Source organism: Streptomyces sp. NPDC058683 (genome assembly GCF_042716195.1).
GTDB lineage: Bacteria > Actinomycetota > Actinomycetes > Streptomycetales > Streptomycetaceae > Streptomyces.
The window spans coordinates 131116-145571 of sequence record NZ_JBHXSK010000031.1 but is presented as its reverse complement, the minus strand read 5'-3'; the positions used below and the strand labels follow the sequence as shown (position 1 = coordinate 145571).

General features: G+C 68.9%; 8 protein-coding genes and 3 CRISPR repeat arrays (1 of these 11 running past the window's edge). All 8 genes read right to left on the bottom strand.

Annotated elements, in window-relative coordinates:
* Positions 1-206 precede the first annotated feature (206 nt).
* Positions 207-1103 carry a DUF5655 domain-containing protein gene (locus ACFWXC_RS31285; RefSeq protein ID WP_384483675.1) on the bottom strand — a complete coding sequence of 299 codons (897 nt, stop codon included), beginning with the start codon at positions 1101-1103 and terminating at the stop codon, positions 207-209.
* Positions 1104-1948: 845 nt separating this feature from the next.
* Positions 1949-3746: direct repeats of the CRISPR family, unit length 29 nt; unit sequence GTCCTTCCCGCCGACGCGGGGGTGTTCCG.
* A gap of 548 nt (positions 3747-4294) precedes the next feature.
* Positions 4295-4951: a type I-E CRISPR-associated protein Cas6/Cse3/CasE gene (cas6e, locus tag ACFWXC_RS31280; RefSeq protein ID WP_384483673.1), complete on the bottom strand. Its 657-nt coding sequence runs from the start codon at positions 4949-4951 to the stop codon at positions 4295-4297.
* A 42-nt stretch (positions 4952-4993) separates the two neighbouring features.
* Entirely contained in the window at positions 4994-5728 is a 735-nt protein-coding gene (cas5e, locus tag ACFWXC_RS31275) for a type I-E CRISPR-associated protein Cas5/CasD (RefSeq protein ID WP_384483671.1), read from the bottom strand.
* Positions 5729-5733: 5 nt separating this feature from the next.
* Complete coding sequence (gene cas7e / locus ACFWXC_RS31270; protein ID WP_384483669.1) at positions 5734-6897, bottom strand: type I-E CRISPR-associated protein Cas7/Cse4/CasC; 1164 nt, start codon at positions 6895-6897, stop codon at positions 5734-5736.
* Between the two features lie 14 nt (positions 6898-6911).
* Entirely contained in the window at positions 6912-7544 is a 633-nt protein-coding gene (gene casB, locus ACFWXC_RS31265) for a type I-E CRISPR-associated protein Cse2/CasB (protein ID WP_384483667.1), read from the bottom strand.
* Positions 7541-9202, bottom strand: coding sequence for a type I-E CRISPR-associated protein Cse1/CasA (gene casA, locus ACFWXC_RS31260; protein WP_384483665.1), 1662 nt, complete (start codon positions 9200-9202; stop codon positions 7541-7543). Before casA ends, casB begins: the two co-directional genes overlap by 4 nt.
* Positions 9203-9289: 87 nt before the next feature.
* A complete protein-coding gene (locus tag ACFWXC_RS31255) occupies positions 9290-9694 on the bottom strand; it encodes a hypothetical protein (protein ID WP_384483663.1) in 405 nt (134 codons plus the stop codon).
* A gap of 1 nt (position 9695) precedes the next feature.
* Entirely contained in the window at positions 9696-12128 is a 2433-nt protein-coding gene (cas3, locus tag ACFWXC_RS31250; protein ID WP_384483661.1) for a CRISPR-associated helicase Cas3', read from the bottom strand.
* Between the two features lie 250 nt (positions 12129-12378).
* A CRISPR array of direct repeats spans positions 12379-13019; the repeat unit is 29 nt; unit sequence GTCCTTCCCGCCGACGCGGGGGTGTTCCG.
* Positions 13020-13094: 75 nt separating this feature from the next.
* A CRISPR array of direct repeats spans positions 13095-14456; the repeat unit is 24 nt; unit sequence GTCCTTCCCGCCGACGCGGGGGTG (it continues 503 nt past the right edge of the window).

Genomic DNA, 14456 nt, shown 5'->3' with positions numbered 1-14456 from the left:
CCGGCCGCCCAGCCAGCCGTACACGCTGATCACCGACCCACGCGAGCGGGGCAACACAGCGCGGGATCGCCGGTTGGCCAAACCGGCGATCCCCCGCACCATGGACAGTCCACCGCCACCCCCTGCCCGACCATCGAAAGGCCCCCGCCCACGACCGCAGACACAGCACGAAGCACCGCCCGCCGGTGACAGGCGGCGGCATCGATTCACGCTGCCGCGTAGCTCGCCCGGAACAGATCCTGCGCCCGATCCACGTCCCTCGGCGTACGGAGCTGGACCTCCAGGTCGCCCGTTCCGTGGTGACCGAGCCCGGACACGTCCCGGGTGAAGCCCGGAACGAGGTCGACGTCCTTCGGGTTGACCTTGAGGTAGACCAGCAGCTTGCTGCGCTGCGGCGGGCACAGGCAGGCGAAATTCCGCAGCCGCTGATACGCCCGGTAGGTCTTGCGCTCAACCCGGTTCACACCGTCACCGAGCCCGAGCAGAACCTCGTCGACCGCGCCCGCCAACTCCGTCATCACCGCACCCTGGACGTCGGCCGCCGCCCGGGCAACCGGCTGGCGCCGTCCCCGGCGGGCCACCTGCGTGCCGCCGCTCACGGAAGCCACGGTCTCAAGCCCGACCAGGTCACTGCCGAAGAGCCGGTAGCGGACCAGATCGATCGAGCGCCGGTGCTCACGCACGGCATGCACGTCGTAGCGGGTGAAGTCGCCGGCGACGCAGATCAGACGCGGACCGCTCCACAGGACCTGGGACGCGGCCGTCACCCCGAGCCGGTCGCGGACCAGGTGCTCGAACTCGGCACGGTGATCCACCAGCCAGGCCAGATAGAACAGACCCTGGTTGATGACGCCGGCGTCGACACCACGCTTGTACTCCACGATGACCGGCGAGCCGTTCTCATCCAACCCGAGCGAGTCGATCCGGCCACCGTGCACCGGCCCGGTGCTGTACTCGCTCGCCAGGAACCGGACGCCCAGCAGCGTCTCCATGTGCGCCTCGACTAGACAGTGCACTTCGGCCTCGACCTCAGCAAGACGCGGCATGACCTCGGTCACGCCGCTTTTCGTTGTGTCCGTACGAAACAACTTCAAGTTGACCACCCCCCGCCATCGCGTAGGAGATCAACAACGTCGAGCGGGTCAAGATTTGTTTCCGCAACGGTCGCCAACCCTGTGAACAACGTGTGCCGAACGGTTAGGCGGCGGGTCAGTGCACCGCCATGCGGGGACGCAGCCCCTGCATGCCAGCGTGCCGCATAGGCATCCACACGAATCCAGCACCCATCCAGCACGGTAAAAGTTAAGGGGTCTGACCCCGAAGAGTCAGACCCCTTTTGACCTGTGTGTTTGCTAGATCAGCGACGTGATGCCACGTGACCGGCTAGATATTGAACCGGAACTCGCTCACATGCCCAGCCCCGCACCATGGGCTGGTCGGCCTCCATGCGAGCCTTCTCATCAGCGAGACAAACCCTCTGGCGCGACCGCTCGCAGTGGCCGAGCCGATGGTTGGTCGCATGACCAACGCGTGACCAACAGCGTTCAGGAACAGCCAGAAACACCCAGATGAGGCCCGATCCAGGCGGTAGACGGAGCCCTGCACTGGGACAGCAAAGTGCCTGTTCAGAGGCACATTGGAGCTCGATCCGGCCAGGGGTGGCGGCCCCCGCCAGTTTGCCCCGAGCGGGACGTCGCAAAGTGCGGATGACTCCCGCGTCGGCGGGAAGCACTGGGCTATGAGGTCCGCAGACAGACCCTTTTTCGGATCACCCCCGCGTCGGCGGGAAGCACGTGGCCGTGCCCGGGGCCGACGTCACCTTCGTCGGATCACCCCCGCGTCGGCGGGAAGCACCTGCCCTTGAAGATGTCGTTGACGTACACCGCCGGATCACCCCCGCGTCGGCGGGAAGCACTGCATCCGTCGCACATCCAGCATGCAGCACAGCGTCCTTCCCGCCGACGCGGGGGTGTTCCGTCCGTCACGATCACCACCAACCGGGTCACCAAGTCCTTCCCGCCGACGCGGGGGTGTTCCGCTCGCCGGCGAGGTGGAGGCGGCCACATGACGGTCCTTCCCGCCGACGCGGGGGTGTTCCGCAGTTCGACAAGCTCTACACCGAGCGAACCGGGTCCTTCCCGCCGACGCGGGGGTGTTCCGTGGGCGGGGAGTTGATGCCGGATGAGCCAGAGGTCCTTCCCGCCGACGCGGGGGTGTTCCGTCGTCAACGGGCGTGTACTGGTAGGTGTTGCCGTCCTTCCCGCCGACGCGGGGGTGTTCCGGTGTCCATCGACCAGTCCTGGCCGTTGGCTTCGTGTCCTTCCCGCCGACGCGGGGGTGTTCCGCTCATCTGGACGGGCAGGGAGACGATGCCGCAGTCCTTCCTGCCGACGCGGGGGTGTTCCGGTGGTGGTAGGGACGGCTTCCACCCGCACACGGTCCTTCCCGCCGACGCGGGGGTGTTCCGCCGTCGCCGTTGAGCCACTGCCCGATTTTGATGTCCTTCCCGCCGACGCGGGGGTGTTCCGATGATCGGCCCGATCACTACCGACCTGTTCGCGTCCTTCCCGCCGACGCGGGGGTGTTCCGTGCGAGGTGTACCCGTGCACGTGCGGCGAGCCGTCCTTCCCGCCGACGCGGGGGTGTTCCGCGACGCACGGCGGGTGGATCTGCCCGGCCCCGGTCCTTCCCGCCGACGCGGGGGTGTTCCGTCGACGATCGGCTCAACCCCGTCCAGTGACACGTCCTTCCCGCCGACGCGGAGGTGTTCCGTTGATGCCGAACTCGGTGAGCGGCCCGAGGACGTCCTTCCCGCCGACGCGGGGGTGTTCCGTGCTGGAGCAGCCATCCGGCGGCCCCGGCGTGGTCCTTCCCGCCGACGCGGGGGTGTTCCGTACCGGTCCTGGCCGACCCGGTCGCCGAACAGGTCCTTCCCGCCGACGCGGGGGTGTTCCGTCGGTGTCGGCCATGGCGGTCGTCTCGACGACGTCCTTCCCGCCGACGCGGGGGCGTCCCGTCCTCGTACTCCAGGCCCGTGTGGTGGGCAAGGTCCTTCCCGCCGACGTGGGGGGTGTTCCGTCCACCACGATTCCGTCCACGCCTCTGGCGGCGTCCTTCCCGCCGACGCGGGGGTGTTCCGGTGTCGGAGGCGCCCTTCACGCGGGCGCAGAAGTCCTTCCCGCCGACGCGGGGTGTTCCGCCCTGGACGATGCGCTTACCGGCGTTGATGCCGTGGTCCCCGACCACGCGGGGGTGTTCCGGTGTGGTCGAAGTCGGCCGGAACGGGCGTACGGTGCTCCCCGCCGACGCGGGGGTGTTCCGTCGGCGGCGCGATGGAGCCCGTCCCGGTGCACGTCCTTCCCGCCGACGCGGGGGTGTTCCGTTCGCCGAGCTGCTGCTGAAACTGGCGCTCCCGTCCTTCCCGCCGACGCGGGGGTGTTCCGTACTCGGCGGCGGCCGGAGCGGACCTCGGGGTGTCCTTCCCGCCGACGCGAGGGTGTTCCGGTCTGGTAGACGCCGAGGGGCTGCCCGCACAGGCCATTCCCGCCGACGCGGAGGTGTTCCGTCCTTCCGAACGATGACGTTGGTCCGGGGCGCGTCCTTCCCCCCGACGCGGGGGTTCCGGCGGCGGGGTGCCCGGTGCTCGGCCCTTCGCCGTCCTTCCCGCCGACGCGGGGGTGTTCCGTCCTCCTGGGTCACCGGCCGCGCGCGGCCCTCGTGGTCCTCGCCGATGCGGCGGTGCTCCTGCCACGTAGAGTTCAGCGCTGCGCCGGTCGGCGTCGTCCCCACCGACGTGCGGGTGTCCCGTCGACGACCGGGTGCCACAGCTGGCGGCTCAGGCCGTCCCCACCGATGTGGGGGTGTTCCGACCACAAAGGGCGCGTCTTGCAACCAGCGGGCCCTCGGGATTAATCGTGCCTATTGGCACCTCTTCGACGCATGAAGCCAGGGGCCATAGCACGGGTTCGCCGGTTAGCGAAACCGGCGGTCCTGGTCCTGCAGTGGGCGGAGTACACGGTGGCGCCTGGCGGGCCACCGGACGTGGAGCGACGGTTGGCGCGAGCGCTACTCGATACTCAGCCATGGCGTTGCTCACCGGCCCAGTATCCCGACGCGACGCGGTTCCCCGCTGCGTGGTTTTTCGGCATGACGCCTGACGCACTCACCAGCAGAACTATGACCTCACCACTTGATCGCGGCCGTCATTCGATAGGAACCGCACCCTTCCGAGTATCAACGCCGGTTGCATAGTGTCGATGCTCGCATGACCCCGACGATATTCCCATAATTACCCTTATTGGGCTGGCCTTGCGGGGGCGAGACTGAGTAGTCCGCAGCCGTAGGCTTTACCCCTGCCAATCCCTTCCGCCATTCGCTGGCGCAGCAGGTCGGGGTCTTCGATGAGAGCGTTTCCTTCGAATCGGGTTCGGGGGTTATGGACGCGCTCTTTGTTCTGGGCTTTGAGTCCTGATACAGGGTCCATGCGGGTGGCGTGGGTCGTGTTCAGTTTGAGGCCGGCTTGTTCGGCTTGGCGTTCCCACCATTCGATGGCCGCGGGGCCGGTGAGTGCCACGATGGGCTTGAGGTTGTACAGCTGCTGCATTGATTTGCGGGGTTTGCGTACGGCGCTGGCATCGATGCGGTAACGGACGGGGAGTCCGGGGCGGAGCGCATCAAGGAGAGCATCCAACGGTCGGCTATCTGCGCTTCCGTATGCGGCGGGAAGCGCGTCGAGGTTGGGGCGGGTGCGGCTCTGGAGAAGGAGGTAGGTGCCCTGGGGGGTGGTTTCTGCCCGGAAGAGGATGCCGAGTTGTTTGCGTGCTTCGTCGCCGATGTTGTCCGGGAAGAGTTTCATGATGCTGTAGTGGAGGTCGACGGCGTTGCGGAAGTCGCGTCGGGCCTGCTGGTTTTGGGGGTTGGGGATGATGCGGGTGAGCCAGAGGGGGGTCATGGTCTGTTCCGGGTTGGTTTCTCGGCGGGGTGGACTGTGCGCTCAGGCGGCTGGGTCGCTGATCATTTCGGGTGTGAGGGGGACGTGGCTGATCTGTACGGCCCGGGGCGCGTAGGTGCGTTGTTGGGGGCGGAAGGAAAGTGGGTGGTCGTGGCGTAGTTCGACGTCGAGGGCGAAGGGGTCGGCGTCGGTGATGGTGCGCAGCCACATCGCGGCCGGCTCATCAGGGACGGGGCGGTAGCGTGCGCGGGTGTGGGGCTGGTTCTCCAGCCACGGGTGGAGGGTCAGCGCCTCCTCGATGGGCCGCTCGGTGATGGCCTGGTGCTCGCCGGGCACACCACGGCTGGGGATGGGCCGGGCTGGCACGAAGGCTTTGCGTCCGAAGTAGAGCGGCCAGTGCGGCCGGTGGAGAGCGTCTTCAAGACGCTGGAGGAGTGCGGCGTCGTCGGACTCCAAGGCGACGAGGAAGAGGGCGTCGGCCAGGTAGAAGCGTTTGGTGACGGCGGTGCGGTGGTTTTTGCCTTCGGTGTTGGGCACGTTCTGGACGGTGTGGAAGTCGCTTTCGACGACGCCTTCCCGGTCGACGCGTACGCCCATGCGCAGGGTGGCCAGGTGCTGGATGTCCTCGTCGGCGTCCTGGGGGATGCCGAGGGCGGCGGCGAGGAGGCCGATGACACCGGATTTGGTGGGTTCGGTGGCGGTGTCGCGGCTGTTGAACTGGGATCTGATGCCCCAGGACTGTAGGGGGGCGTCGAAGCACATCAGCAAGGTGGGCATGGCGGTCAGTTCTTGGTCGCGGTCAGCAGCCGGGCGGTGAAGGTGTCGAGGGTGGGAGCGATCTCGTCGTCGGGCACGCCGGTGACGGGGGATCCGATAGAGGCGATGCTGGTGTGGCGCAGCTGGGTGTCGCCGTAGAAGCCGCGCAGTTGCTGGAAGTGGTCGACGAGGCGCTGGGCGGATGCGGCCATGAGGTCGGGGACGTCGGTGACGGGGCTGAGGAAGGCGTTGGCCAGGTTCCAGGCGCCGGTTTCGCGGACGACGCCGAGGAGGGCCTGGGGCATGGTGCGTGCGGCCATGGAGTTCTGCTTGCCGCCGGGCACGGCGTGGATGAAGGAGTACAGCCAGGCGCGGGCCGCGCGGGCGACGAGGTCGGGGTCGGCGGGCAGGTTGGTGGCGAGCTGGTCCAGGTCGAGGTTGGCGTAGCGGTAGAAGCAGGCGGTGTTGAAGTCGACGGTGCCGATCATGTCCGCAGCGGGTTCGGCGTCGGGCCTGAGGTCGTCGAGGGCGGTGTAGTAGTCGAATTCGTTGACGACGGCGTGGGTGGACAGGGCGTGGGCGACCTGTGAGGCGGCGTTGACGTTGAAGTCGGTGTTGTCGGCGATCATGCGTCCGAACAGGGCGATGTCGGCGGCCCGGGTGCCGTCCAGGATGCGCTGGGTGTGTTCCTGGGCCTGCTTGGTGGGTTTGGCCGCGGCCGTCTTCGCGGTCTTCTTCTGCGGCGTTTTCTCGGTCTTCTCCTTGCGCTGTTTCGCGTCGGCCACGGTCTTGGCGAGGGTGTCCCACCGTTCGTCGCAGTAGTCGGCGAGGTGTTCCTGGGCGGGCTGACCGACGTAGAGGAGGTATTTGGTCAGGCCGGTCGCGGGGTGTGCGGCGAAGCCGATCTCCTCCAGGCCGGCCTGGCAGACGCCCAGGGCTTCGTCCCTGTTCCGGCCGCGGTCGGCCAGGATGCTGGCTGCGGCGTCGCGGAGGCGTTTGGTGCGTACGCCGAGCTCGGAGGTGTCCAAGCCGTGCTGGGCGAGGAGTTGGCGTGCGGCGCGTTTGAGGGACTGGCTGGAGATGCGGGCGCGGGTGTGGCCGCCGAAGCGGGCGGTTTTGGGCTGGCCGAGGTCGTCCCGGTTGAGGTTGCTGACGGGGAAGGACTGCAGGAGGTGGAGCTCGATGAGCATGGCGGGTCTCCGGGTCAGGCGGTGGTGTCGGCGGGGGCTGGGGCTGGCTCGGCCGTGGCGGCGGGGGTGGGGCGGCTGGCGCGGTGGTAGTCGCGGGCCCAGGTCAGGCGGATGCGTTGGCGGCGTTCCGCGTTGCGTCCGTTGGGGTCGTCGGTTAGGAGGTCGACGAGTTCGTTGAGGAGGCGGTAGTAGTCGACCGGGATGTCGGCGGTCGCCAGGAGCTGTACGCATTGGCGCAGGTAGTGGGGCAGGGCTGCGGTTTCGACGGAGACCAGCTGGGTGAAGCGTCGTTGTACGGAGTCACCGCGGTCCTGGGCGAGTTGGCCCATGGCGGTGCCGATGGAGGGTTTGCTGCGCTCGCCGTGGTGGGGCTGGGGGTGAAGGGCGAACAGGCCCGCGGCCAGCAGCCAGATGTGCTGTTCGGATTCGGGCGGGTCGAAGTCGAAGACGGTGGTGTAGGCGTCGGCTTCCTGGCGGGGGCCGGCGAAGCAGCGGCGCAGGCGTGCCATGGCGCGACGGGCGTCTCCGGCGGCGTGCCGGTTGTCAGAGGACATCGATCGCTGCAGGCCGTAGAGGTGGGTGACGAAGTCGCCGCGACGCTGCTGGACGCCGTCCGGTTGAGGGGCCGGGGGCCGGGGGGCGGTCATGCGTCCTCCAGGGGTGGCGCGCTGTAGCGGGCGAGGCCGCCGCGGAAAATGTTCTGCAGCTTGTGGCGGGCGAGTTGGAAGTCGTCGAAGTGGGCGCTCGCGGTCAGCAGCAAGCGGTCGCGGCGCGGGGCCCCGTGCAGCCACTGCCAGGCGGTTTTGTCGGCGAGGTCGGAGACGGCCTGGCCCCAGCGTTCAGCAGGCTCGGTCTCGCTGGTGCCGTGCAGGAGGGCCTGGCTCAGCTCACGCAGGAACGCGGCGAACGGCTGCGCCAGCCGCGGCCAGTACAGGATCTCCAGCTCGCTGGACTTCTTCTCCTGCTCCTTGCTCAGTTCCCGGTGGAAGTCGGCCGCGTACTGGCGTTCCATCAGCTTCAGCTGCTCACCGAGGTCGTTGGCCAGGGACACCGCGTACCCGATGATGTAGCCGATGCGGGCGCTGTCGGCCCGCATCAGTGCCACCGGCGCGGGAACGGCTTCCTCGTACCAGGCGTAGGTGTCCCCGCCCTGATCACCGAGCTGCTGGCCGAAGACACGCAGGGTGTAGACGGTGTCCTCGGGGATGTAGCCGTCCTCGACGAGTTCGGCGATGTGATCCAGCGCAGCCGGACGCCGCCGCTCCGGCTCCTGGGCAGGCAGCGGCCCCTTGGCGTAGCGACTGGCACGCCAGCTGTTCCACCAGCGCTTGTCCGACGACAGCAGCAGCTCCTGGCTGTGGCGCCACACACCGCGCAGTTCGTTCAGGGTGACCGCCCTCAGATCGCCCTGCTTGCCGCCTTTGAGCCATGGGCGCCGGTAGGCCGCCATGGCCTCCCATTCGACGAGGTCACCCTCCAGCCGCGTCCCCGGGGTGAGCACCACCCCGTCCACCTCGGTGGTCCCGGAGGAGGTCGTGCTGGACAACAGGATGCGCCTCGACGGCCAGGTGAGCAGGTCCGTCCATCCCAGCGGAACACGCGCGTCAGGCTCGGGATCGGGAGGTTGCTCGGCTTCCCACACCGGCCGGTCCCGTCCCGTGGTGCGCGCGGGCAGTTCGTCATCCGGCTGGTAGCGCTGCATGTTCAGCAGCAGCGTCTCGTGCAGACTCCCGCCCTCGACCAGCACGCAGCCGAAGCGGTTGCCCAGACCGCCCTCTGCGGTGCGCTCCCGCCGGTAGGGCTGTTTCGTGCCTGAGGTGTCGTACGCCTGGACCGTCACCAGCCAGCGGGCCGCCTGCGCCGCCGAAAGGACCGGGCGCTGGTCGGCCGTGGTGTGATCGAACAGGGTCCGGTTGCTGCCCGTGGCCCAGCCAGCGACGAGTTTCGCTGTGCTGCCCGGAGTGTTGTCCAGGGCCGGGCACTGGAAGAACGGCATGTCCGGATCGAACAGATCGAAGCGGGACAGCCATCTCTCCTGGTAGGCGGCCAGTTCGGCCCCGGGCAGTCCACCGTCGGTCTGGGCCTGCCACAGCTGTGCCCACCGGGCGGCGTCCAGCGGCTGGTACACCCGGTGCGCGACAGCCAGCAGCAGGCGGTGCAGGGCCGCGGTCATGGTCGGTGTCGATCCCGCCAGCCGCCGGTAGGCGGCCGCGTCACGCAGCGCCTGGGCCAGGCTGATCTCCTGCCGGGCGCCGTCCATGCGCACCGCCGGCAGCCATGGCTCGGTCAGCAGATTGAAGCCCACAGCGTGTCGTTCCTCCCCCAACTGTCGTGCAGGAGGCGAGTCTTGCAAACGCCACTGACAATCGCGGCGGGTTCACGCGGGAATAGATCACCCGCCGGTCATATCGGCTGAATCCATTCGCAAGCCGAGGCCGGTGCGGTATACGACACGGACGCTACCCAGCCGCGTGCCCTCCTCCTCCAGGACGAGGGCACGGCAGCGCCGCAGCCACGGACTGGTACGAAACAGCGGCGGCACCGGCATCCCGCACAGCGCCTCCACCACCTCCACGGGTACGTCCTCGTCCGCGGTCAGGAACAGCGAGGAGCCCAGCAGGCTCTGCAGCGTCTCGTTGTCGATCGCCGGCTCGTGCGCCTGCAGATCGACCGGGGCGTGGCCAGCGAGCGGGAGGACTAGCGGCGATCGGGGAACCGGGCGCAGCAGTACAACCCGCACCGTTGGGCCCCCATCCTCACCGGCAGCCGCAACGGTCTCCTCGTCATCGGGCCTCATGTCACTGCCCCCCGCCCTCGCGCCGGTAGCTGTCCTGGCGGGTACGGTTCGCCCTGGTCGCCCGCGCGGTCAGCTCCCACAGCTGCACATCATCCCGGGGCTGCGGCAGCCGCACGGCCTCGGCCTTGTCCTCCCGGCCGGCGATGGTGCGCTCCAGCTGCGCGGCCGCCCGCTCCCACTGCTTCTCCCACCCCGGAGGGCAGGCGAGCGCCTCCTGCGGCCCGTAGACCAGATCCACCAGCTGCTGCACCTCATCCGGACAGCGCACCTGCGTACGCTCCCGCAGCACCGCCCACGTCCGCAGCAGCACCGCCTCCGCATACACGTTCCTCGTGTACAGGGGGAAGCTGACCTTCTTCTCTTCCTCCTCGACCCCGGTCAGGGCCAGCAACAGGCCGGGCCTGTCGCCGTCGCGCTGGTGGCGCTGGATGCGGCCCATCCGCTGAATCAGGCTGTCGATGGGCGCCACGGAGCTGATCATCACGTCGAAGTCCACGTCCAGGCCCTCCTCCAGCAGCTTCGTGCCCACCACGATCGCCCGCGCCGGCCGAACCTGTTCCCCGCGGTCGTCCGGGCGGCCGAACCGCTTCAGAATGTCGGCCTCAGCCTGGGCCCGCTCCGCCTCCATCAGCTGCCCGTGCAGCAAAAACACCTCAGGTCGCCCATCCTCCGGCAACTCCTCGACGAGCTGGAGGATCTCCTCGTACGCCTCGACGGCATGCCGGACCAGGTTCTGCACCACGGCCACGCACCACCCCTCACCGGCCTGCTGGAGCGCCCACCGGGCACGCGCCGCGAAGTCGACGTGCACCAGTTCCACCACCCGGTCACTGTTCAACGCCGAGGCCGGCACGTCCACCACCTGCACACCGTCGCCGCCGGCATCCGCCCACACCACCCGCGGATACCCACCCGACAGCACCACCGCCTCCTGCTGACTGGGTTTGCGTCCCTCCGCGCCGGCCCTCCAGCTCTCCACCAGAGCGTGCTGGCAGCCGGACGGCAACGTCGCCGACAGCAGCACGACCGGCACCCGCATCCGGCCCAGCCACCACAGCAGCCGGTCCATCAGCGTCGACATGTGAACGTCATAACCGTGCACCTCGTCGAACACGACGACCTTGCCCGACAACCCCGTCAGACGGACGAAGACGTGGCTGGAGCGCAGCGCCGCCATCAGCGCCTGATCGACCGTCCCCACCCCCACCGGCGCCAGCAGACCACGCTTGTGAGCGAACCACTCGGCGGCCTCCCCATCCCCGTCACCCACACCGTCCACGTCAACACCGACCGGTCGCAGTGCAGCGGCCGGATCCACCGCCCCGGCACGGCCCTTCAGGTACTCGGCTGCAGCGGAGTGCAGCAACCGCACCGGCACAGCCTCCCCTGCCCCCTCCACCAGCTCCCTCACAGCTTCGAATGCTTGATTGCTCGTCACGCGCGACGGCATCGCCACATAAAAACCACGCAGACCGAACCTGCGCACCATCGTCGCCGTCGCCTGCAACGCCGCCTTCGTCTTCCCCTCCCCGGTCGGCGCCGCGACCACCACGATCCCCGGCCCCCGCATCCCGGTCACCACCGCCTCGACCGCCACCTGCACCGGATGCGGCCGCTCCTCATCCGGGAAAAGCGCCGAGAACCCGGTGTCACCGGGCGACTGCCACGGCCGCCACGCCAACTTCTCGATCTTGCACGCCTCGTTCACGCGCGCCTGTCCGAGGTAGGCGGCCAGATCGACGTCCAGGCCCGCGTAGGTCTTCTCCGGCCGCGCAGAAGCGATCCAGTCACTCACCGACGTCAGCCCGGCCAGCGCCACCACCGCTTCAGGACTCAACCGCACCTCACCCCACCGCAGTTCCCCCGGCTGCGGCAGCCCCCGCAGGGAAACAACCCGGCCGACCAACTCGTCACACGCCGCTGCCCACCACGGCCCCCCGTTGTCCCCCACAGCCTCCCGCGCCTGCTGCACCGACGCGGCCGACGGAATCACCCCGTGATGACCACCCAACGCCCACGCAATGGACCGCGCCGTAGCAGGCGCCGCACCCCACGACCGCAACAACCGCGCCATATGCACCGCCGTCAGCAAACCGTGATGACAGTCAGTACGCGCCCCGGACTCCCTCCACCGGGTCAACCGCCGGATGGCAGCAGCGCCCACCGGACCCATGGCCGACACCGCCGCATCCTCCCGCAACCCCTGAAACGTCGGCGACAACTTCCCCAGATCATGCAGACCACACAGAACAGCCACCCAACCGACCGCATCCCCCAACGGACCAAAAGCCCGGTCCAACTCCACACGACAGTGCGGCCCCACCAGCACATCCACCAGACTCTCAGCCACCACCGCCGTATCCAACGCATGGCAGATCAAAGGATGCGGAACAACACCACCCCCCAACTTCCCCCACGCCCCGCGAACATCCACACCAACTCCCAATCCCACAACCCACCCCTAAGCGTCAAGGTCGCACAGCCACACATAAACAAGGCCCACCAAAGACCAGTAACCTGGTAACCCGCGAGCCCCGCACCGCATGCACCTTGACACCAGATAGCACAAACTCCCAGCCGGGCGGAGACGGTTCGGTTGGACATCCCGACTACGCACCTTCGGCAGGTTTCTGCCGATGTGGGGGTGTTCTGGGCTACGGCAAGCACTACGCCTCCGGCCCCGGGCGGTCCCCGCCTACGCAGGGGTGTTCCACTCAGCGCCACCGGGGACACGGCGGTGCCGGTCGTAGTCCCCGCCGGCGCGGGGGTGCTCCCCAGCTCGTGCAGGCGATCTTCGCGGCCGACATGTAGTCCCCGACGGCGCGGGGGTGGTTCGGCTACCGTTCGCGCAGTACACACGGTTCTCCTGTGGTCCCCCGCCGACGCGGGGGTATTCCGGTGGTCTGCGCGTCGTCCATCGCCGACATCAAATGGTCTCCGCCAACGCGGGGGTGTTCCGGGCCTGGGGGACGACGACCTGGACGCGATGCGGTCCTTCCCGCCGACGCAGGGGTGTTCCGCAGCAGGCGCAAGCGCCGGCCCGGCCGGTCCTGTCCTTCCCGCCGACGCGGAGGTGTTCCGGCGAAGACGGCCCAGACCGTGCCGTCGATGGCGTCCTTCCCGCCGACGCGGGGGTGTTCCGCCGGCCGCCGTGGTCACCCTGCCCGACGGGCAGTCCTTCCCGCCGACGCGGGGGTGTTCCGGTCGTCTCGCTCTACTTCCACCGGCACCGCAGGTCCTTCCCGCCGACGCGGGGGTGTTCCGTACTCGGCGGTGGCCGGAGCGGACCTCGGGGTGTCCTTCCCGCCGACGCAGGGGTGTTCCGACCGGGCCCCTGCCGAACTGGGGCTGGGGAGGGGCCCAACTGGCAAATCGGCCACTGATGCGCAGGTCAGTAAGTGTCCTTCCCGCCGACGCGGGGGTGTTCCGTCGCTCACGATCCAGAAGGGCGTGCCGCTCACGTCCTTCCCGCCGACGCGGGGGTGTTCCGACCGGGCCCCTGCCGAACTGGGGCTGGGGAGGGTCCTTCCCAGCCGACGCGGGGGTGTTCCGCACGCCTCCTGGGAGACCGTCCTCGGACTGGAGTCCTTCCCACCGATACGGGGGCGTTCCGACGGCATCGCTGAGCTGGTCACCACCGTCGACGTCCTTCCCACCGACGCGGGGGTGTTCCGTCCACGCCTCCGTAGCATCCGTCTACGATCCGGTCCTTCCCGCCGACGCGGGGGTGTTCCGGTGTTGGTGGTGTGCAGGCGGGCGGATCCGTCGTCCTTCCCGCCGACGCGGGGGTGTTCCGCAGCCCGTGCGCGTACCGAGCGGCGGTCAGTAGTCCTTCCCGCCAACGCGGGGGTGTTCCCAGCTCGTTGGGGATCTCGCTGTAGAGCGCGAGGTCCTTCCCGCCGACGCGGGGGTGTTCCGCCTTGTGCGGGGTGGGGGTACGGGCGTTCGTTGTCCTTCCCGCCGACGCGGGGGTGTTCCGCCCGTTGGGTCTGACGGTGGCGCCGACCTCGCGTCCTTCCCGCCGACGCGGGGGTGTTCCGTTCGAGGATGTGGACTTCGCGTGGGACGAGCTGTCCTTCCCGCCGACGCGGGGGTGTTCCGAACAGTTCGGCGTTCTTACCGGTGCAGGCGCCGTCCTTCCCACCAACGCGGGGGTGTTCCGCAGTGTCCGGCCAGGCGCGGCAGCCTGCGGCCGTCCTTCCCGCCGACGCGGGGGTGTTCCGTCAGTGTGGGTGCCCGGGTCCAGGGCGCCGATGTCCTTTCCGCCGACGCGGGGGTGTTTCTCTGCCAGCCTCATTGAACGACTGAAGGACAACGTCCTTCCCGCCGACGCGGGGGTGTTCCAGAGTCCATGATCTACAAGGCGCTGTTCGGGGAGTCCTTCCCGCCGACGCGGGGGTGTTCCATTCTCGATCGCCGTCAACCCGCGGGTCCTGGAGTCCTTCCCGCCGACGCGGGGGTGTTCCGTCGGTGCACTCGCCATCGCAGCGCTCGCACAGGTCCTTCCCGCCGACACGGGGGTGTTCCGTTCCTGCGCGTCCGCGCCACGTTCGGCGGCGCGTCCTTCCCCCCGACGCGGGGGTGTTCCGCCGCACACCTCGTACTTATCGAATGCTCGGGCGTCCTTCCCGCCGACGCGGGGATGTTCCGCAGCCTGCCTACATTTCTGCTCAGGTTTCCGGGTCCTTCCCGCCGACGCGGGGGTGTTCCGGCGCATCACCGGGTCTCCAAGGGTCTGAAGAGGTCCTTCCCGCCGACGCGG